This is a genomic window from Pontibacter flavimaris, assembly GCF_001907195.1.
Lineage (GTDB): Bacteria > Bacteroidota > Bacteroidia > Cytophagales > Hymenobacteraceae > Pontibacter > Pontibacter flavimaris.
Genome location: NZ_LVWA01000005.1, coordinates 750,860 through 771,823 on the forward strand (window position 1 = coordinate 750,860; position 20,964 = coordinate 771,823).

Consider the following 20,964-nt stretch of genomic DNA (forward strand, 5'->3'; position numbering starts at 1 on the left):
TTATACTTTACACCGGGTGCACGATCTCCTGATACTCCGGGTGGCGCTCAATGTAGGCTTCCACCACCGGGCAGGAGGCAATGATCTTGCAATCGTTGGTCTTGGCGAACTCCAGCCCCTCCTTCACCAGCTTGCCGGCCAGGCCCTTGCCACGCTGGCTGTCCGGTACAAAAGTATGCTCAAAATCGAGAATCCTGTCCTCGGTGTAAAAGTAGGTCAGTTCCGCGTCTTCCTCCCCCTCAAAGGGTATGTAAAAACGCAGGTCCTCCTCGTCGTGAATTATGTTCGTGCTCATGTTTCTCTTCGTTGATGTGCTATGCTTTACGGTTGCTTTTGTATCGTGTTCGGGTTATTGACGTGGTTTGGCGCGCTCGTACTGCGGCGCCCACTGGTGCTCAGCCCCCAACTCCAGCGCCGCGTGCATCGGGAAGTAGGGGTCGCGGAGTAGTTCGCGCGCCAAAAGTACCATATCAGCCTGCCCGCTGGCTACGATCTCCTCCGCCTGCCTTGCCTCCGTGATCATGCCCACGGCGGCTGTCGGTATCCCTGCCTGCTGCTTCACCTGCTCGGCATACGGCACCTGGTAGCCGGGCCCAACCGGAATGGACGCACGCGGTACGTTGCCCCCGGTGGAGCAATCGATCAGGTCTACGCCGCGGTTCTTCAGTTCTTTAGCCAGCGCCACAGAGTCCTCGCCCGTCCAGCCGCCCTCGGTCCAGTCGGTAGCCGAAATGCGCACGATCAATGGCAGTTCCCCGGGCCATACTTTACGCACCCGTTCCGTTACCTCCAGCAGCAGCCGGATGCGGTTCTCGAAGGAGCCGCCATACTTATCGGTGCGCTGGTTGCTGAGGGGAGAGTAGAATTCGTGCAGCAGGTAACCGTGCGCGGCGTGTAGTTCGATCACTTTAAAGCCCGCCTCCAGCGAGCGTCTGGCAGCGGCCTCAAAAGCATCGATCACGTTTTCAATCTCCTGCAGCGACAGCGCGTGCGGCACCGGGTTATCATCAGAAAATGGTATGGCGCTCGGAGCTACGGTCTGCCAGCCGTTTTCCTCCTTCGGAAGTATAGCCGCCCCGCCATCCCAGGGGCGGTGATGGCTGGCTTTGCGCCCGGCATGGGCCAGCTGGATGCCGGGCACGGAGCCCTGCGCGGTGATAAACTTGGTGATGCGTTTCAATCCATCGATGTGCTCCTCTTTCCAGATGCCCAGGTCGTGGGGAGAGATGCGGCCTTCCGGCACCACGGCCGTGGCCTCGGTCAGCACCAGAGCGGCTCCGCCCACGGCACGGCTCCCCAGGTGCACCAGGTGCCAATCGGTGGCAAAGCCATCCTGGCTGCTATACATGCACATGGGCGATACGGCAATACGGTTTTTAAAGGTGATGCCCCGGAGTGTGAGGGGGGAGAAAAGTATGGACATAGTATAAATCAGGTTAAGAAAGTATAAATCGTTTCTGGATAACAGCTTTCCCGGTGCAAGGTTTGGGGCTCAAAGTATCGCACAAGCATTAGGTGAGTAAAAGGGAGATTTCTATCTTTAAAGTTTCGCTCCTCAAAGTATAAGCTACGTATGAAAAAGACATTTCTGGCGGCTCTGGCCTTTCTTCCGCTTCTCGCCATGGCGCAATCTGGAAATACACTGGATCTGACAAAGTATGTCAACCCGATGATCGGTACCGCCAAAATGGGCCATACGTACCCCGGCGCCACGGTGCCTTTCGGCATGGTGCAGCTCAGCCCCGATACCGATACCATTCCCTACGCCGTGGACGGCAAGTATAACAAGGATGTCTATAAATATTGTGCGGGCTACCAGTACGACGATCCCACGATTGTCGGCTTCAGCCACACGCATTTCAGCGGCACCGGCCACTCCGACCTGGGCGATTTTCTGCTGATGCCCACCACCGGGAAGCTGCAGCTCAATCCCGGCACCGAGGACCGGCCCGAGAGCGGCTATCGCTCCGCTTTTTCTCACCAACACGAGAAAGCCGAGCCGGGTTACTATAAAGTAAAGCTCGACGACCACGACATCCTGGCTGAACTGACAGCTACCAACCGTGTGGGCCTGCACCGCTATACTTTCCCCAAGGCCGACGAGGCGCACGTGATCCTGGACCTGATGCACGGCATCTACAACTACGACGGCAAAAACGTGTGGACCTTTGTGCGTGTGGAAAACGACACGTTGGTGACCGGCTACCGGCAGACCAACGGCTGGGCCCGCACCCGCACGGTATACTTTGCCATGTCCTTCAGCAAACCGATCAAGCAGTATGGCAACCAGGATTTCTCCGAGCCGCAGGTCTACAAAGGCTTCTGGCGCAAGTTCGACCAGACGAAGAACTTTCCCGAGTTTGCCGGCACCAAGCTGCGGGCCTACTTTGATTTTGACGTGCAGGCAGGGGAGCAGCTACAGGTAAAATTCGCCCTCTCGCCGGTGAGCACCGAAGGGGCCCTGGCCAACATGCAAGCCGAAGTGCCCGGCTGGGATTTTGACGGGGTAAAGCAGCAGAGCCAGGCCCAGTGGAATCAGGAGCTGAATAAAATTCAGGTGAAGGCGCTCAAGCCCGATGACCTGGTGAACTTCTACACGGCCCTATACCATACCTTCCTGGGCCCAACGACCTACATGGATGTGGATGGCCGTTACCGCGGGCTGGATCAGAACATTCATCAGGCGGATGGTTTTACCAACTATACTACCTTCTCGCTTTGGGATACCTACCGGGCCTTGCATCCTTTCTTTAACATCGTGCAGCCCAAGCGCAACGCCGACATGGTGAAAAGTATGCTGGCGCACTACGAGCAGAGCGTGCATCAAATGCTGCCGGTGTGGTCGCACCACGCCAACGAGAACTGGTGCATGATCGGCTACCACAGCGTGCCGGTGATTGCCGATGCGGTGATCAAAGGCAATGCGGACTTTGACGTGGAGAAAGCCCTGGAAGCCTGCGTGACCACCGCCCGCACCCGCTACTACGATGGCCTGGACTACTACATGGACCTGGGCTACGTGCCGGAGGATAAGAACAGCTCCTCTGTTTCCAAAACGCTTGAATATGCCTATGACGATTGGTGCATTGCCCAGATGGCCAAAAAGCTGAACCGTCAGGATATCTACCAGGAGTTTATACAGCGGGCCCAGAACTATAAAAACGTGTACGATGCCCGCACCGGCTACATGCGTCCCAAACTGAGCGACGGCACCTGGAAACAGGAATTTGACCCGCTGGACACGCACGGACAGGGCTTTATAGAAGGCAACTCCTGGAACTACAGCCTCTACGTGCCGCATGATCCGGCCCAACTGATCAGTATGATGGGCGGCAAACAGCGCTTCGTGCAGCGCCTCGATTCGCTCTTCACCATGGAGTTGCCGGATAAATACTTTGCCAATACCGAAGACATCAGCCGCGAGGGCATCATCGGCAACTATGTGCACGGCAACGAGCCCTCGCACCACGTGGCCTACCTTTACAACTGGACCGATGCCCCTTGGAAAACACAGGAGCGGGTGCGCATGATCCTTAAAGCCATGTATAAGCCAACAGTGGACGGGCTGGGCGGCAACGATGATTGCGGGCAGATGAGCGCCTGGTATCTGTTCAGTGCCCTAGGTTTTTACCCGGTAGCGCCGGGATCGGAGCAGTACGCCATTGGCAGCCCGGCTGTGAAGGAGGCAAGTATACACCTCGAGAACGGCAAGACTTTTACCATCCGTACCAAAAATCAAAGCGATAAAAACGTGTATGTGCAGAAGATGGAGCTGAACGGCAAGCCACTCAACCGCAGCTACCTGACGCACACAGAACTGGTCAACGGCGGCGAGCTTACCTTTTACATGGGGGCCAGACCCAACAAAAAGCAGTTCAGCAGGCGCTAGCGCTCGGCTTCCACCAGAATCCGGCTCAGGTCGGTGAGAATGCTGCCTACGTCGCGCAGGGTGCGGTCGGTACCAATGCTGCGCAGTGTGTTCAGGCACAGGTTCTGCAGCTCTTTCGCTTCGGTTATACTTGCCAGCAGGGCAGGGAGGTGCTTTTCCGGCGGACCAACCATGGTATGGCTGAACAGGGTGATGCAGGCGGCCGTAGCTTCCATGGCCTTTTGCAGGGCGCGCGTGTCCTGCAGGTCTGCTTTAAAAATGCGGGCTGAGTTGAGGTCGGCGATGCCACGGCGGATGCCCCTGATCTGGGTGGTGATGTGCTCGAGGCGCTTCACCCCGATGGCCAGACGGCTCAGGCGGGTGCGTTTGCTCGTCAGGAAAGGGTTATACTTCAGGCTCTGCTCAGCCAGTTGCAGCGCTTTTATACTTTTCTCGGTAGCCGCGATCAGGTCATCCGTCTCCTGCCGCCCCACCAGCTGCCCCCGCTCTGTTTGCCGGAGCTGTGCTGCCAAAAAAGCGAGCGTCCGGGTGCCTTGGTTTCCGAGGGCAAGTATACTTTTCTCCACCTCCGGGATGGCGTTTTGCGGCACGATCAGGGCATTGATCAGCACCGCTACGGCCGATCCCATCACTGTTTCCACCACCCGCTCCACTGCATAGCCCTCTTCCTGCAGCCCGAATGCCAGCACCAGCAGCGAGCTCACCGCCACCTGCGACACTACCTGCGGGTTCATGCGCAGCGCCTGGGAAATACCCATGCCCACCAGAACGGTCAGGAAAATGGAAAGGGTGCTGGTGCCAAGCCAATGCCCGATGAGCAGGCTGACCATCACCCCGCCAATGATACCGATAATGCGCTGCGTGGCCTTGTCCACGGAATCGGCCACGGTCACCTGCACGGTCAATATGGAAGCCAGAGGGGCGAAGAAAGGATACTCGGAGCCCAGCACCGCCGTGGCTACCAGCCACGATACGGCGGCGGCCAGCGCCGTCTTCACAATCTGCAGCGAGAGCCCGATGCGGGCGAAGAAGTCTAAGGTTTTGGGCATGTTTTGCTATACCGGTGGCCGCCGCGAAGGTTATAAAGGAGCGGCTGACGGCGCTGTAAAGCTACAAAGTATAGGGGAGTTTGAAACGCAAGGATGCAAATCCCGAGGGCGTGGCCAGCAGCGAGGAAGTATGGCGGGGGGGAGCAATTAGCGGGCATCAGAAGTATAAAACGTATTTCTAAAGTATACTTCAGGCCTTGTGCAGCAGGTCTCTGATTGTCTCCTCCTCGATCGGTTTTTGCAGGAAGCCTGCCAGGAAATCATACTTCTGGGCGCGCCTCACATCATTAAAGTCCAGGGAGGAGGTGAGCATGTACAGCATGCAGGAGCATTTTATCAGCGGCGCGTGCGGGGCAAGGGTATCCAGAAACTGCCAGCCATCCACGTAAGGCATGTTCAGGTCCAGGAAAATAACGTCGGGGATGCTGCGGCGCTGGTCCTGCTGCAGGAGGGGAAGCAGGTGCTGCAGAGCATCCTGGGGGTTCAGGAAGGTGTCATACTTCCGGGCGAAGTGCTCCGCCGCAAGCATGGCCTCTGTCAGGAATGCGCTCACCTCGTCGTCATCGATAATATACACACTCTTAAACATAGGTTTGCGTTTATCCCCCACACAGCCATTTTGCCCGCCGCCCGCCTCAAAGTATAACAGGCAGCAGCGCACACAGGTATTGTAAACTTCCAATAGAAAGTATGATGCAATGGTAAACTTGATGTACGGGAAAACGCAGGTTTTGTGCCCGCTTCGCTTCAGTTTGATTTAGGGGGCGGGCAGCTTTCCGGCCATGACCGACAAAGCAGGCAGCCGCGCCGGGAAGTGCAGGCTGCCAAAGTATAAAGCGCTGTAGAAAAGACCTGGAGAACGTAAAATTACAGATGCATCGGCAGGGTGACGGTGAAGGTGGTCCCGACACCCGGGGTGCTGGCCACCTCAATGCGGCCCTGCAGGAGTCTTACCTGCTCTTTTACAAGGTATAGGCCCAGCCCTTTGCCGTCTATCTCCTGGTGGAAGCGCTTGTACATCTTAAACAGCGACGGCCCGATCTTGTCCAGATTCATACCGGTGCCGTTGTCTGTCACCGAGATCAGGGCCTCCTCGCCCAGCTGCCGGAGAGAGATCTTCACCTCCAGCGGCCGCTCGGACGATCTGTACTTGATGGCGTTGGACAAAAGGTTCTGGAGGATGCTCACCAGGAAAGCCTTTACGGTAAAAAGCTCCAGCCGCTCAGTGCCAGCCAGTGTTATCGTGGCGCCGGCGCTGCTGATCTCCTGCTGGATGTTGGCCACGCACAGCTGCACCAGCTCCTCCACATCGCACTTCTCGCGGGGCTCGTCGCCCTGGTGGTGCAGCGCCAGCATCTGGTTCAGGTCGCGCACCATGCCGTCAAGCTGCTGTGCCGACTGCAGCAGGGCCACCAGCGCGGTCTGCTGCGTTTTCTCCTGCAGGTTGTCCTTCTGCAGCAGCCTTCCCAGGCCCAGCAGCCTGGCGATGGGGCTCCGGAAGTCGTGGGCAATGATTTTACGGAACAGCTCCAGTTCCTCGTTTTGGCGCTGCAGCTCTTGCGTGGTGCGCAGCATGGCCTGCTCGCGTTCCTTCTGCACGGTGATGTCTTTGGCGATGCCGAAAATGCCCACCATCTCACTCCCCACCTTTAGCGGGAAATTCGTCACGTCCAGGAAAATGGTCTCGCCGCTGCCGTTCAGCACCACCGTCTGATAGCGCTGCGGCAGGCCCTGCGTGGCCGCTTTAAAGTAAAAAGAGGATTCCTCCCAGTGCTCCGGGTGGATGAACAGCTGGAAGCTCTGCCCGATCAGCTCCTCCTGTGTCCGCTGCAGCACCTGGCAAACAGTATGGTTCACCGTGTGGAAGGCACCATCCATGCCGATGGTGTAGATGGCATCCGGGTAGTTGTTAAACAGGAGCCGGTTCAGCCGCTCCAGGCGCATGGAGGCAAGGCCTGCGCTGCTTTGGATGGGTGGAGAGATGTTTTCCATGGGTATTAAGTTTGTAGTAGGGCGTTGTTTTCTAGATGGGTTTAGCTGCTTTTCTTCAGCTGTGTCAGGCACTCGTCTTCCAGCGGCTTCTGCAGGAAGCCGGCCACCAGGCTGTTGCTGTTGGCACGCTTGCGCTCCTGCTCATCCACGGACGAGGTAAGGATGTAAATGCGGCAGTGGCCTTTCAGCGCCTGCTCGTAAGGAGCCAGGGCGTCAATAAAGTCCCAGCCGCTCAGGAAAGGCATGTTCAGGTCCAGGAATATGACCTCAGGCAAGGCATCCGCGCTGCTGCCCCGGGCGCTCTCCAACAGGTTTTGCAAGGCCATCTTCGCATCCTGAAAGCCTTTGCACTCTGTGGCAAAACGCTCCGCCTCCAGCATCGCCTCCGTCAGGAAGATGCTTACCTCATCATCGTCTACAATGTAAACCTTGTTATACATGTTTTGCTCCTAAGTATATCGTAAATGTGGTGCCCTGGTCGGGGGCACTCTCCACTGCTATTTTGCCACTCAGCGCCTGCACCTGCGTCTTCACCATAAACAGCCCGATGCCTTTGCCGTGGGTGTTGGGGTGGAAGCGCTTGTACAGCTGAAACAGCTGGTGCTGCACCAGGTGCATGTCCATGCCCGAACCGTTGTCGCGCACCGTGAGCACATAGCCGCGGGCATCGCGGCGGGCTGCTACCGCCAGCTCCAGCTGCCGGCAGTCTGCTTTATACTTCAGGCTGTTGGAGATCAGGTTGTAGAGGATGCTGTACAGGTACGCCCGGATGGACATGAGCCGGTAGCTGGGGTCAATGTCCACCTGTACCTGTACTTTGGTTAGCTCCAGTTCATCCTTAAACTGCTCCAGCACCTGCTGGCAAACCTGCCCCAAGTACACGGGTTCCCGTGCCGATACCCGGCTGGCGTCGCGCAGGGAGAGGATCTGGTTGATATCCTTTACCACCCCGTCGAGCTGCTGGATAGAGCCCTGCAGCTTTTGCACGGCCTTGTCATAGTTGCAGGTGTCTTTCGGGAGCTTGTTTACCAGCTGGGCCAGGCCCAGTGCGTTGGCCACGGGCGCCCGCAGGTTATGCGAGATCATGTAGGTGAACTGCTGCAGGTCCAGGTTGTGCTTGTACAGGTCATCCGCCTGCTTTTCGATGAGCCGCTGCGCCTGCACCGCTTCTGTTATATCCTTGGCAATGCCCTGCGCGCCCTGCATTTCCCCCCTGAAATGCACCGGCATCATCGTGACACTGACATTTCGTTTGGCGCCTTCCTTGGTGATGATAAAAATCTCTGCGGTGCAGGCCCGCCCTTCCCATACTTTCTTCATCGATGCCGCGGCTACCTCCACCGAGTCGGGATGTAGCAGGGTAGCGTAGGGCAGGTTTAAAAGATCGGGGCCGGTATAGCCGGTGAGCTGCTCCACGTGCCCGTTCACTTTCTGGAACGTCCCGCTCAGGTCCAGGGTAAAAACGGTGTCAGGGTGCTCAAAGAACAGGGATTTGTAATAGGCCTGGTGCTGGTCGTGGTTGTAGGAGAGCTTAACGGCCTCCGTCACGTCGCGGGAGCTGGTCAGGATGCCGCGTACGTGCTCGTTGTGCAGCATGTTGCGGCCGCTGCACTCCAGCCAGCGCCATTCCCCCTGCTTATTTCTGAACCGGAAGGTGGGTATAACGGTAGGGGTGAAGGAAAGCAGTCCCTCCAGCGCCTGCTGCACGCCCGGCAGGTCATCCGGGTGCATGAAGGCCAGGGCGTTCACGCCCAGGAGCTCCTCCGGCAAATAGCCCAGCGAGGCGGTCACAGAGTCGCCCACAAAAGTATAAACGCCCTCCACATTCAGCACAGCAATCAGCTCCAGGCTGTTGCCCACGATGGCCTGGTAGAACTCACGGGAGTGATTATCCTTAACTTCTTTTAAGACAGGGGGTTGCAAGCGGATAGATTAAGGCTTTGGCTAAAAATTTCGGGGTATCGACTTTATACTTCCTTACCGCCTCCACTACGAGTGCAGACAATGCGGAAATTCGCCACAATATACACAAGATTTGTAAACTCCTATTCTTTAGTTGCACTTTCTATAAAGCGCTTATAGGGGTAGCAAGGGGCAAACCCGCCTGTGTTGCCAGACATAGCACAAGCGGCCGCTCATAGCAGTTGGTCGTATACTTTTCCGGGTGTGCTGTTATCCATATATACCCCATAGTTGCTTAACTTACCGCGCTTTGCCGACTTGCAAGCGGCCGCAAAGCGTTTTATACTTGCTTGACCATACTTACTGCGCTGCTTATGAAGTTTTTTACCCTCCCGCGTCTCCTGTTGCTCTTTATACTTCAGTTCCTGTGCTGGCAGGCGCTGGCGCAGGTTGTCACCACGGTTCCGGCCTTCCCGACGGCAGACAAGAAGGTCACCATCACCTTCGACCTGACCAAGGCCAAAGACCCGCGCGCCAAGAACCTGCTGGGCAAGACAAGCGACGTATACCTGTGGTCCGGGGCCGGGACCACTGCGAACGGAGATGCGTTTGAGTACCAGCCCGCCGGGCAGAGCACCTGGGGAGCACCGTTCGAACCCGGCAAAATGATTTCGCTGGGCAACGACAAATGGCAGATCACGCTGGTGCCGCGCGTATACTTTGGCGTGCCCGCCGGCACCCCCATCCGCAAACTGGGCCTGCTGCTGAAGAACGGCAACGGCACTGCTCAAACCGAGGACATCATCATCGCGGTGTACGAGGACGAGCTGAAGGTCTCGTTTCAACAGCCGGAGCAGGAGTTCTTTTTTGCAGCACCGAACAGTACGATGCAGGTAGAGGCCGTTGCCTCCGAGGCGGCCGAGCTGCGCCTGCTGCACGATGGGGTGGAGGTGCGGCGCGTGCTGGGCAGCGAGAAGCTGAGCCATACGATCCGCACCGGACCCGACAGAGGCCTGCGCCACCGGGTTACCATCGAAGCCATAAAAGCGGGGGAAAGTGCCTCGGACACGTTTGAGTACATGATCAAGCCGGTTGTGCCCGTGGCGGCGCTTCCTGCCGGCATGGTAGACGGCATCAACTACATCAATGAGGCCGAAGTGGTGCTGGTGCTCTACGCGCCGCACAAGGAGCATGTGTATGTAATTGGCGAATTTAACGACTGGCAGCCGACGCAGGAGCACCTGATGCGCCGCACACCCGACGGGAACCGCTACTGGCTGCGCCTGCACAGCCTGCCTATCAGGGAGGAGGTTGCTTTTCAGTACCTGGTGGATGGCGCCGTGGCGGTGGCCGATCCGTATACCGAGAAGATCCTGGACCCCTGGAACGACCAATTCCTGGGTGATGCGAACTATCCCAACCTAAAGCCCTACCCGGAGGGAGCCAGCGGCATCGTATCGGTGCTGCAGACGGAGCAGCAGGCGTATAGCTGGCATGTGGAGGATTTTGAGCGCCCCGCCACGGACCAACTCGTGATCTACGAGCTGCTGCTGCGCGATTTTGTGGCCACGCGCAACTATAAAACGCTCACCGATACCCTCAGTTATTTCAAGCGGCTGGGTATAAACGCCATTCAGCTGATGCCGGTCATGGAGTTCTCAGGCAACGAGTCGTGGGGCTACAACCCGATTTTTTACTTTACCCCGGACAAGGCCTATGGTACCGAGGAAGACCTGAAGGCTTTTATTGATGCCGCACACAAGGCAGGCATTGCCGTTATACTTGACGTGGTGCTGAACCAGGCTGACTTCGAGTTTCCGTACGTAAAGCTGTACTGGGATGAAAACAACAATAGACCGGCAGCCAACAACCCATACTTTAACCCGGTGGCCACGCATCCCTACAACGTGTTCTTCGACTTTAACCACGACAGCCCGGCCACCAAGGCCCTGGTGCAGCGCGTGACGCAGTACTGGCTGCAGGAGTATAAAGTGGATGGTTTCCGGTTCGATCTTTCCAAAGGCTTTACCCAGAAAAACTCAGGCGACGATGTGGGTGCCTGGAGCGCCTATGATGCCGACCGCGTAGCCACCTGGAAACGCATCTACGATGAGATCAGAAGTATAGACGAAACAGCTTACGTGATCCTGGAGCACTTTGCCGACAATGCCGAGGAGAAGGAGCTGGCCAACTACGGCATGCTCTTTTGGGGCAATGCCAACCACGATTTCCGCCAACTGGGCAAAGGCACCAACGCCAACCCACAATGGCTGTCTTACCAGGTGCGCGGTTGGGAGCAGCCGCACGTAATCGGGTATCTGGAGAGCCACGACGAGGAGCGTTTTATGTATGATGTGAAGCAGAATGGCAAGGCCACCAGCAGCTACAGCACCCGCAAACAGAGCACCGCCCTGAACCGCGCCAAACTGGCGGCTGCCTTTGCCCTGGCCATTCCCGGACCGAAAATGATCTGGCAGTTCGGGGAATTGGGCTACGATATCGGGATAGATGAGCATGGCCGCACCGGCAACAAGCCATTGCGCTGGACTTACCAGAACGACCCGGAGCGGGCAAAGCTGTTCCAGGTATACGCCGAGCTGATCAAGCTCAAAACATCCCAACCGGCTTTCGCTACCAAAGACTTTACCCTCGACCTGGACAACATCGTCAAGCGCATCACCTTGGATGGAGCGGATATGGACGTGTTCCTGATTGGTAACTTTGACGTGCAGCAACAGCTGCCGCAGGCCAACTTCCCCAATGCAGGCACCTGGTACGACTACTTTACCGGCGATGAACTGGTGATCACAGAGTCGAACAAGGAAATCCTGCTGGAGCCGGGCGAATTCAGGCTCTTCACCACGCAAAAGCTGGAGGGGCCGGCTACCAACCTGCTGCCCTGGTCGCGCATCATACTTGCCGCGGATGATCAGTTAGCGGCTGGCCAAAGTATAAAGGTATACCCGAACCCGGCACCGGGCACGGCTAATTTATACTTTGAGAGCGCCTACCGCGGCCCGGTGCAGCTGCAGGTGCTGGACGTAACAGGCCGCATCCTCTACCGCCATACTTTAAATAAAACGCAGGAGGTGCTGCAGGGGCAGGTGCCGCTCCAGAAGGCAGCCAACGGTCTGTACTACCTGCAGGTCACGGCCGGGAACGAACGCCATGTGCAAAAGCTGGTGAAAGTATCGGAGTAGTAATTTTTTCTGATCGGAAGGGATAAACAAGGCTGCGCGGGGCTATAGTACGCTATAGGGCCGCGCAGCTTTTTGCGTTTAAGGCCAGTGGCTTCAACCTAACCTTCTGCTATGGCATCATTAAGAAAAACCACCCCATACCTGCTTCTCCTTCTGGCGTTCCTAAGCCTGTCCCATTCCCCGCTGCAGGCGCAGGGCAAGAGCAGCATCTATGTAGATAAAGAGGGCGTGATGCGGTGGCAGAAAGACAACAAAGAGGCCAACTTCTTTGGGGTAAACTATACCGTGCCCTTTGCCTACGGCTACCGCTCCCACAAAGCCCTGAACGTAGATCTGGAGAAGGCCATCGACCAGGATGTGTATCATTTCGCCAGGATGGGGTTCGATGCTTTCCGGGTGCATGTATGGGACACGGAGATTTCCGACTCTGTTGGCAACCTGCTGGAGAACGAGCACCTGCGGCTTTTCGACTACCTGATCGCGAAGCTGAAGGAGCGGAACATCAAGATATTGATTACGCCAATCGCCTACTGGGGACCCGGTTACCCGGAGCCGGACGTGAAGACGGTCGGTTTCTCCAGCATCTATAACAAGCAGCATGCGGTAACAGAGGAGAAAGCCTTTGTGGCACAGGAAAGATACCTGCAGCAGTTCTTTCAGCACGTTAATCCTTACACCAAACTTTCTTACCAGGACGACCCGGACGTTATCGCGGCCGAGATAAACAACGAGCCAAAGCACAGTGGTCCCAAGGAAAGGGCAACGGAGTACGTGAACCGCATGGTGGCAGCCGTACGCGGAACGGGTTGGACCAAACCTATCTTCTACAACATCAGTGAGTCGCCCACCTATGCCGATGTTGTCTCGAAAGCCAACATACAGGGCGTAAGCTTCCAGTGGTATCCGACAGGGCTCGTGGCGAACCGCACCCTGAAAGGGAACTACCTTCCCCACGTAGACCAGTACCGTATTCCGTTCGATACCATTCCGGCGTATACCGGTAAGGCCAGGATGGTGTATGAGTTTGATGCTGGCGACATCCTGGGGTCCTATATGTACCCGGCCATGGCCCGCAGCTTCCGTACCGCCGGGTTCCAGTGGGCGACGCAGTTTGCGTACGATCCGCTGGCGACAGCCTACGGCAACACCGAGTACCAGACGCACTACGTGAACCTGGCCTACACCCCCGACAAGGCCATCAGCCTGATGATCGCCTCAGAGGCGTTCCATCAATTGCCACGCCTCAGGAGCTACGGCACCTACCCGGCCGACACGGCCTTTGGCGCCTTCAGGGTCAGCTACGGGCAGGACCTCAGCGAGATGAACACGCCGCAGAAATTCTACTACTCCAATTCCACCACTTCCAAACCTGCCCGCATCGCCAAACTGGAGAAAGTGGCCGGGGTCGGGAACTCCGCAGTGGTGGAGTATAGCGGCCGGGGTGCCTACTTCCTGGATAAGCTGGAAAATGGGGTGTGGCGCCTGGAGGTGATGCCGGATGCCATTCATGTGAGCGATCCCTTTGCCAAAGCCTCCCCGCAGAAGACCGCTACAAGTATACAATGGCAGGAGCACGACATGCAGATCAGGCTGCCGAACCTCGGGGATAGCTTCACGGTAGAAGGCCTGAACCAGGGAAACAGCCTTACAACCAACACCCGAAACGGAAACTTCAGGGTAAAGCCGGGCACCTACCTGCTCCGCAAGGGCGGCAAAAACGCTAAATCCGTTGATACGAAGAATCTAGGTACGATAGGGCTTAAGGAGTACGTGGCCCCGAATCCGCATACCGGGCAAGTATACCTGCGCCATACATCTTATACCGAGGTAACTGCGGGCAGGCCTTATACTTTAACTGCAGAAGTAGTGGGAGTAGACACCACCGCAACCATCAGCCTGGTGGCAAACAACCTCTCCGGCGTCTGGAAAACCGTGGAAATGCAGCAAGTGAAACCCTATACTTACCAGGCTGAAATTCCTGCCGAACTGCTGACCCCTGGTCTGTTAAAGTATAGGATCGTGGTGGAGGACCGGGAGGGAAACTACACGGTATTCCCTGGCAAGTATAAAGGCAACCCGTGGGCATGGGATTATGTGCCCCACGAAGTATGGGAAACGTATGTGGCCTCGGAGCGGGGGAACCTGGCGCTGTTCAACCCCTCCCGCGACCAGGACCTTTTCATTTACCCGAATCTATGGAGAGAAAACGAGCGCCAGTTCATCACCAGCCAGCAGCCGGGCCAGCTTATTTTACGCCTGACAAGCGAGGAGCCGCCGCAGGAGGGTGTGATGGGCATCCAACTATTCGTGCAGGACAAGCTGAAAGGGCGTGAGTCGGAGCTGGCTGGGTTCGATAAACTGGTGCTCAGGGCCCGCTCGGCTACGGGAGAGGCGGTGCAGGCTAAGATTACGTTGATAACGTCGGGTGCGGCGGCATTCTCCGCCAGTGTAAAGCTAAGCGCTACCCGGCAGGACTTCGAAATCCCCATAAACAGCCTCAAGCCAGCATCGTTTATACTTTTGCCAAGGCCTTACCCGGGCTTTCACCCCTTCTGGTTCACGCCATCCGCTGCAGCGCCCTTTAACCTGAGCGATGTGGAGAAGCTGGAGGTAACGATCTCCGGAAACGGCTCGCAGCCAGGTAAAGCCCAGCCCCTAAGCTTTGAGGTGGAAGGCGTGTGGCTTGAGAAAGCGGGGAAGGAGTAGCTCCAGGAACGCCAGCGCCAAACAAGGCAATTACTTTTTACCCGTCTATGCGCAACTATCTCAAAGTAAACATGTTATAAGTATAGTGATATAAAAGAAAATATTTTCACTAACAGGAGGGATAGTTTACAGGGTAAGGGGCTAATTACGACAGAGAGCAAGCGCTCACTTTTGAAACCGACGCTACCTACAAGTAGATACATGAACTACCAACTTGCCAGTGCTGTAGACTTTGCCGCAGATGAGTACTTTATTCAGTGGGTGAAAGCCCCTGATGCAGCTGGCGACACTTTCTGGCTGGGTTGGCTCGCACAAAACCCCTCAAAACGTGAGGAGGTGGAGCAGGCACGTAAACTGGTGGTCCTTCTTTCCGGCCATCAACCCGGCTACCAGCCTGCTGGGGTGGATGAAGTATGGCAGCGCCTGCAGCGGGCCATGCAAGAGGAGCAGGACGGGGAGCCAATGGAGGAGGTCGTTGTCCCTATCAGCTGGTGGAGCGGCAACCTGAGCCGAAGTATAGCGGCGGCAGTAGCACTGCTGCTGGTGGGGGCAGCTACGGTGTTCCTGATGAGACAGGCGCCCGTGAGTTATACTACCGGATATGGCGAAAAGCTTTCGGTGCTACTTCCCGATAGTTCCAGGGTGGTGCTGAACGGAAACTCCTCCATCACTTATTCGAATCATTGGCCTGGTTTCTCCGCCCGGAGGGTTTACCTGAGAGGAGAGGCTTTTTTCGATGTGGCGCATAAGGGCGCAGATCAGAAGTTTGTAGTACACACCGCTGATGAAGCAGCGGTGGAAGTGCTGGGCACCGAGTTTAACGTGAAGAGCCGTAACAATGGGAGTAAGGTGATGCTGGCCTCCGGGAAGGTGCAGCTTTCCTTTCAACAGAAAGGGCAGGAGCAGCTGGTGGTGATGCAGCCCGGCGAACTGGTAGAGGTTTTGAAAACGGAAGGCATGATCACGCGGGAGCGGGTGAGCCCCGAGCTTTACATTGCCTGGAAAGACGACAAAGTGATTTTTGACAACACATCCCTGCAGGAGATAGCAAACATGCTGGAGCAGGTGTATGGCTACCAGGTGGTGATTGAGGATGCTGAACTGGCCCGCCAGAAGCTGACCGCAAGCCTGAACGAACAGGGCGTGGACAAGATTCTGGCTACTGTCTCTGCCACGCTGGGCGCCAGGATCACCAAGCAGGAGGAATTGAAAACTATACTCATTTCTAATATATAATCAGTTTTATGCAAAACAAATATACCCGTAGAATTAGGGCTATTGGCCTTTCTACTGTATTATGCTGCCTCGGCTTACCCGGCACTACCCAGCATGTGTATGCTTCCGGTGATGTGCAGCTGGAGCTGGCAGCTAGTAATTGGAATAAAGAGCAGGGGTACATCAGCAAATCGCTGAAGGCTACCCTGCATGATCTGCAACGTAAGTTTGGCATTCAGTTCTCCTATAAAGCTGATGTGGCGGACAACCTCCAACTGCGGGTGCCTGCTTCCTTGGAAGGGGAGAAAGATGCTGATCTGCTGTTGGGGCGCATACTTGCGCCGGCGGGCCTAAGCTATAAAAAGGTAAATGAGGTTTACATTATCCAGAAAACTGCCGCCGCGCCGGCCCCTGTAAACAACGTAGTCAGGCAGCTTAGGAGCAGCGTCAACAGCCAAACCAATGTAACGGTATCCGGTACGGTGACCGATGAAACAGGTGTTGGGCTGCCGGGTGTAACCGTGGTGTTGCGCGGCACGACGCGAGGCACCTCCACGGATGCAAGCGGTAACTTTAAGATAGAAGTACCCCAGACAGGAGCCGTATTGGTACTCTCTTATATCGGCTATACTACGCAGGAGGTAACCGTGGGCAACCAGACCAACATTAACGTGGTGCTGGCCCAGGATACAAAAGCCTTGCAGGAGGTAGTGGTAGTTGGGTACGGTACGCAGCGTAAGAGCGATATCACCGGCTCCGTAACGGCCATCTCGGAGGAAGATTTCCAGCAGGGAAACATCACCACTCCCGAGCAACTCATTCAGGGTAAAGTGGCGGGCGTGCAGATCTCCTCTAATGGCGGTGCCCCTGGTTCCGGAAGCAGAATCCGTATCCGTGGTGGCTCATCGCTGAACGCGAGCAACGATCCGCTTATCGTGATCGACGGTGTGCCTGTTGATAACAGCAGCATTGCAGGATCGGCCAACCCGCTGTCGCTCATCAACCCGAACGACATCGAGACTTTCAACGTGCTGAAGGATGCATCCGCCACCGCCATCTACGGTTCTAGGGCCTCCAACGGTGTCATCATCATCACCACTAAAAAGGGCCGCGCCGGCGATAAACTGAAAGTAAGCCTGAGTTCCCTGGCTTCTATTTCCCAGCTACGGGACAAGGTGGACGTGCTGAGGGGCGATGAGTACCGCGCAGTGGTGAACCAATATGCAACGGATGAGAACAAAGCGCTGCTTGGCGACGCTGACACCGACTGGCAGGACCTGATCTTCCGGGATGCCGTGAGCCACGACCATAACCTGAGCGTGAGCGGATCGGTAAAGAGCATCCCGTATCGCGTTTCGGTAGGCTACCTGAATCAGGAAGGCATTCTGAAGACCTCGGAGATGAAGCGTGCCACAGGTAGCGTCAGCCTTAATCCAACATTCCTGGACGATCACCTCTCCGTGAACCTGAATGTGAAAGGCGTTAAGTCTGAGCACCAGTTCGCCAACGAAGGGGTAATCGGTTCCGCTGTCTCATTCGATCCTACGCAGTCGCCTTACGATAACAGAGAGGCGAACAGGTTTGGAGGCTATTTTGAATGGTATAAAATCGATGACAATGGAAACCCGATTGTCAATACGCTGGCTCCCCGTAACCCATTGAGCACCCTGGAGCAAACCGACGACCAGAGTGATGTAAGCAGAAGCATCGGCAACATTCAGCTGGACTATAAATTCCACTTCCTGCCGGCGCTCCGGGCAAACCTGAACCTGGGCTACGATGTGTCGAAGGGAGAAGGCTCTATTACGCTACCGACTACCTTGGCAGCTGTGTATGTGCAGGGCGGTAGCTTCAGAGAGTACTCGCAGGAAAAGACGAACAACCTGCTGGACTTTTACCTGAATTACGTGGAGGAGTATGAGAATATTCAAAGCCGTGTAGACTTTACGGCAGGTTATTCTTACCAGAAGTTCAAGAATGAGCAGCCGCCTTTTGCCACTTTCAACATTGCGGGTGATACACTGGTGCAGGCGCCAAACCCGATTGAGTCAACCAACGTGCTGCTCTCATACTTCGGTAGAATGAACTACGCTTTCAAGGATCGTTATATCCTGACGGCCACGGTGCGTCGGGATGGTTCCTCGCGCTTCAGTCCGGATAACCGATGGGGCACCTTCCCTTCGCTTGCCTTTGCCTGGAGAATTAACGAGGAGCCTTTCCTGCAGAACGTAACGGCCATTTCTGACCTGAAACTGAGAGTGGGCTATGGTATAACAGGCCAGCAGGACATTGGTGGGTTTTACCCTTACCTGGCCCGCTATAGTCCAAGTAACACAGAAGCCAGCTACCAGTTTGGCGATACGTTCTACCGTACGCTGCGTCCGCAGGGGTATGATGAGAACATTAAATGGGAAGAGACAAAGACGTATAACGCCGGCCTGGACTTTGGCTTCCTCAACAACAGGATCTCCGGTAGCCTGGATTATTACTTCAAGAAAACCGACGACCTGCTTGCCATCATTCCGGTGCCAGCGGGCTCTAACCTTACAAACAGGCTGTACACGAACGTTGGTAGCATCGAGAACCGGGGCCTGGAAGCCGTTCTGAACTTTAACGCCATCAGCACGGAGAAACTCACCTGGGATATTAGCCTGAACGGAACCTATAACGAGAACGAGATCACGAGCCTGAGCAGACTAGAGGATGAGGATGCAGTGGGCATTCCGGTTGGCGGCATCGGTGGCGGTGTGGGTAATACCATCCAGGTGCACACCGTTGGTTTCCCTACTTACTCCTACTATGTATACAAGCAAGTATATGACGTGAACGGCAGGCCGGTAGAGGGTTTGTATGCCGACCTGAACGGGGATGGATCGATCACCGACCAGGATTTGTACCGCTACAAGAACCCGGAGCCGAAAGCATTCTTTGGCTTTAGCTCACAGCTCACCTACGGCAAGTGGAACCTGGGCTTTGTACTGCGTGGCTCTGTGGGCAACTATGCCTATAACAACATCAAAGCCAACACCTTTTACAGCAACATCGACTGGGAAGGTTACCTGCTCACGATCCCCAGCTCCATTAACGAGTTCGGTTTTGTCGGCCCGGATGACCCTAACCGCCAGTACTCTGATTACTTTGTGGAGAATGCCTCTTTCCTGCGCATGGACAACCTGAACCTGGGGTACAACGTGGGCAGCATCCTCAACGACAAGGTGAACCTGCGCGTCACGGCAACGGGACAAAACCTGTTCGTGATCACAAAGTATGACGGCCTGGACCCAGAGGTAACGGGTGGTATCGACAACAACTTCTACCCAAGGCCAAGAGTTCTGTCGCTGGGAGTAAACCTTGATTTTCAATAATAGCACAAGTATAAAATGAAGACGAAATATATAGCAAGTCTGCTCCTTTCCGGCCTCATAAGCTTCTCAACTGTATCCTGTACAGATGACCTGGACCAGACGCCTCCATATGAGGTAACGTCGGCAACCGTTTACAACGACTTTAACAACTACAAGCAGGTGCTCGCCAAGGTGTATGCCGGCTATGCCCTGACAGGCCAGATTGGCCCCGCTGGCGACCCGGACATTACAGGCGGCGACGAGGGCTTCTCCTCGTACCTGCGCCAGTACTGGCAGCTGCAGGAGCTCACCACGGATGAGGCCATCATAGGCTGGGGCGACGCCGGTTTGCCAGACCTGCACGACATGGACTGGTCGCCAAACAACCAGTTCATCACGGCCATGTTTGCCCGTATTTACTACCAGATCTCGCTTTCTAACGAGTTTATCCGGGAGACGACGGATGAGAAACTAGCCGGCCGGGGTATCACCGGTGCCAACGCGGAGACCGCCAGGCTGTTCCATGCGGAGGCCCGCTTCCTGCGAGCCCTTAGCTACTATCATGCCCTGGACCTGTTCGGAAACGTTCCTTTTGTGGATGAGAACGATCAGGTAGGCGCTTTCTTCCCGGAGCAGATCTCCAGAGCGGAGCTGTTTGACTACGTAGAGGCAGAACTGCTGGCGGTGGAGAGCCTGCTGGCGGAGCCGATGCAGAACGAGTATGCCCGTGCCGACAAGGGAGCTGCCTGGACCCTGCTGGCAAAGCTATACCTGAACGCAGAAGTATACAAAGGTGAAAACCGGTATGCTGATGCCATGGCCTACGCTAAAAAAGTGGTGGATGCCGGCTACACGCTGGAAGAGGATTACGATGACCTGTTCCTGGCTGATAACCATACTGCCAATGGTATCATCTTCCCGATCGCATTCGATGGCCAGCGAACCCAGACCTTTGGTGGCACGACGTACCTGGTGCATGCGCCCATTGGCGGCTCCATGCGCCCGGTGGAGGATTTCGGCGTTGGCGGAGGATGGGCAGGACTGCGCACCACTTCTGCATTCGTAGGCTTGTTCCCGAACCCGGAAGACAGCCAGGATGACAGAGCCAACTTCTATACACTCGGGCAGACACTGGAGATTGCCGAGATTGGCCCCTTCTCTAATGGCTACGCTATCGCAAAGTATAAAAACCTGACCTCTGACGGAGAGGTAGGATCCCATGCAGGCCTGGAATTCGTTGATACCGATTTCCCGATGTTCCGTGTGGCTGATGCCTACCTGATGTATGCTGAGGCTGCGCTTCGTGCGGGCGGCGACCTGGGCCTGGCGGTTGATCTGGTAAACAGGCTGCGGGAGCGTGCCTATGACGGTGCCTCCGGCAACATCACCCAGAGCCAGCTGAACCTGCAATTTGTTCTGGACGAGCGAGGCAGGGAACTGTACTGGGAAGGCCACAGAAGAACCGACCTTATCCGCTACGGCTTGTTTACAGGAAGCGACTACCTGTGGCCTTGGAAAGGCGGTGTGGCCGAAGGACGCGCGGTTGGGGATTTCCGTGCCCTCTTCCCGATTCCTACGCCGGATTTGATCGCTAACCCGAACCTGCAGCAGAACCCAGGATATTAATCATCAATAAGCGCTTCCGGGCGGTAGCAACCATAGCCCGG

13 protein-coding genes are annotated in these 20,964 nt (G+C 56.0%); 6 read left to right on the forward strand and 7 right to left on the reverse strand.

Annotation, left to right across the window (positions count from 1 at the left end):
* Positions 1–7: 7 nt before the first annotated feature.
* Together A3841_RS11515 and namA are read right to left on the reverse strand one after the other, a co-directional pair.
* Entirely contained in the window at positions 8–295 is a 288-nt protein-coding gene (locus A3841_RS11515; protein WP_073852437.1) for a GNAT family N-acetyltransferase, read from the reverse strand.
* Positions 296–349: 54 nt separating this feature from the next.
* Complete coding sequence (gene namA, locus A3841_RS11520) at positions 350–1,423, reverse strand: NADPH dehydrogenase NamA (protein ID WP_073852438.1); 1,074 nt, start codon at positions 1,421–1,423, stop codon at positions 350–352.
* Positions 1,424–1,573: 150 nt separating this feature from the next.
* On the opposite strand from namA, the gene A3841_RS11525 reads away from it, so the two are divergent.
* Entirely contained in the window at positions 1,574–3,889 is a 2,316-nt protein-coding gene (locus tag A3841_RS11525; RefSeq protein ID WP_073852439.1) for a GH92 family glycosyl hydrolase, read from the forward strand.
* On the opposite strand, the gene A3841_RS11530 is transcribed toward A3841_RS11525, so the two are convergent.
* The 5 genes from A3841_RS11530 to A3841_RS11550 form a co-directional block, all read right to left on the reverse strand.
* Positions 3,886–4,938, reverse strand: coding sequence for an FUSC family protein (locus A3841_RS11530; RefSeq protein ID WP_073852440.1), 1,053 nt, complete (start codon positions 4,936–4,938; stop codon positions 3,886–3,888). The two genes, A3841_RS11525 and A3841_RS11530, sit on opposite strands and share 4 nt — an antisense overlap.
* A 190-nt stretch (positions 4,939–5,128) precedes the next feature.
* A complete protein-coding gene (locus A3841_RS11535; RefSeq protein ID WP_073852678.1) occupies positions 5,129–5,527 on the reverse strand; it encodes a response regulator in 399 nt (132 codons plus the stop codon).
* A gap of 278 nt (positions 5,528–5,805) precedes the next feature.
* Positions 5,806–6,930: a PAS domain-containing sensor histidine kinase gene (locus A3841_RS11540; protein WP_073852441.1), complete on the reverse strand. Its 1,125-nt coding sequence runs from the start codon at positions 6,928–6,930 to the stop codon at positions 5,806–5,808.
* Between the two features lie 41 nt (positions 6,931–6,971).
* Positions 6,972–7,370, reverse strand: coding sequence for a response regulator (locus A3841_RS11545; protein ID WP_073852442.1), 399 nt, complete (start codon positions 7,368–7,370; stop codon positions 6,972–6,974).
* Positions 7,363–8,853, reverse strand: coding sequence for a PAS domain-containing sensor histidine kinase (locus A3841_RS11550; RefSeq protein WP_073852443.1), 1,491 nt, complete (start codon positions 8,851–8,853; stop codon positions 7,363–7,365). The genes A3841_RS11545 and A3841_RS11550 overlap by 8 nt, the downstream gene beginning before the upstream one ends.
* Before the next feature lie 353 nt (positions 8,854–9,206).
* Between A3841_RS11550 and A3841_RS11555 the strand changes: the two genes are divergently transcribed.
* From A3841_RS11555 to A3841_RS11575, 5 genes are all read left to right on the forward strand, one after another.
* Complete coding sequence (locus A3841_RS11555) at positions 9,207–12,032, forward strand: DUF4961 domain-containing protein (RefSeq protein ID WP_073852444.1); 2,826 nt, start codon at positions 9,207–9,209, stop codon at positions 12,030–12,032.
* A gap of 111 nt (positions 12,033–12,143) precedes the next feature.
* Entirely contained in the window at positions 12,144–14,738 is a 2,595-nt protein-coding gene (locus A3841_RS11560) for a cellulase family glycosylhydrolase (RefSeq protein WP_073852445.1), read from the forward strand.
* A 201-nt stretch (positions 14,739–14,939) separates the two neighbouring features.
* Complete coding sequence (locus A3841_RS11565) at positions 14,940–15,974, forward strand: FecR family protein (RefSeq protein WP_073852446.1); 1,035 nt, start codon at positions 14,940–14,942, stop codon at positions 15,972–15,974.
* 8 nt (positions 15,975–15,982) lie between these two features.
* The gene (locus A3841_RS11570) at positions 15,983–19,318 is read left to right on the forward strand and encodes a SusC/RagA family TonB-linked outer membrane protein (protein WP_083610316.1); all 3,336 of its coding nucleotides are present in this window, start codon (positions 15,983–15,985) and stop codon (positions 19,316–19,318) included.
* Between the two features lie 15 nt (positions 19,319–19,333).
* Complete coding sequence (locus A3841_RS11575; protein ID WP_073852447.1) at positions 19,334–20,923, forward strand: RagB/SusD family nutrient uptake outer membrane protein; 1,590 nt, start codon at positions 19,334–19,336, stop codon at positions 20,921–20,923.
* Positions 20,924–20,964: the final 41 nt, after the last annotated feature.

What these genes read in the sequence shown, in the direction of transcription:
- A3841_RS11515 (WP_073852437.1), bottom strand. Translation starts at nt 295, where the DNA reads ATGAGCACGAACATAATTCACGACGAGGAGGACCTGCGTTTTTACATA.
- namA (WP_073852438.1), bottom strand. Translation starts at nt 1,423, where the DNA reads ATGTCCATACTTTTCTCCCCCCTCACACTCCGGGGCATCACCTTTAAA.
- A3841_RS11525 (WP_073852439.1), top strand. Translation starts at nt 1,574, where the DNA reads ATGAAAAAGACATTTCTGGCGGCTCTGGCCTTTCTTCCGCTTCTCGCC.
- A3841_RS11530 (WP_073852440.1), bottom strand. Translation starts at nt 4,938, where the DNA reads ATGCCCAAAACCTTAGACTTCTTCGCCCGCATCGGGCTCTCGCTGCAG.
- A3841_RS11535 (WP_073852678.1), bottom strand. Translation starts at nt 5,527, where the DNA reads ATGTTTAAGAGTGTGTATATTATCGATGACGACGAGGTGAGCGCATTC.
- A3841_RS11540 (WP_073852441.1), bottom strand. Translation starts at nt 6,930, where the DNA reads ATGGAAAACATCTCTCCACCCATCCAAAGCAGCGCAGGCCTTGCCTCC.
- A3841_RS11545 (WP_073852442.1), bottom strand. Translation starts at nt 7,370, where the DNA reads ATGTATAACAAGGTTTACATTGTAGACGATGATGAGGTAAGCATCTTC.
- A3841_RS11555 (WP_073852444.1), top strand. Translation starts at nt 9,207, where the DNA reads ATGAAGTTTTTTACCCTCCCGCGTCTCCTGTTGCTCTTTATACTTCAG.
- A3841_RS11560 (WP_073852445.1), top strand. Translation starts at nt 12,144, where the DNA reads ATGGCATCATTAAGAAAAACCACCCCATACCTGCTTCTCCTTCTGGCG.
- A3841_RS11565 (WP_073852446.1), top strand. Translation starts at nt 14,940, where the DNA reads ATGAACTACCAACTTGCCAGTGCTGTAGACTTTGCCGCAGATGAGTAC.
- A3841_RS11570 (WP_083610316.1), top strand. Translation starts at nt 15,983, where the DNA reads ATGCAAAACAAATATACCCGTAGAATTAGGGCTATTGGCCTTTCTACT.
- A3841_RS11575 (WP_073852447.1), top strand. Translation starts at nt 19,334, where the DNA reads ATGAAGACGAAATATATAGCAAGTCTGCTCCTTTCCGGCCTCATAAGC.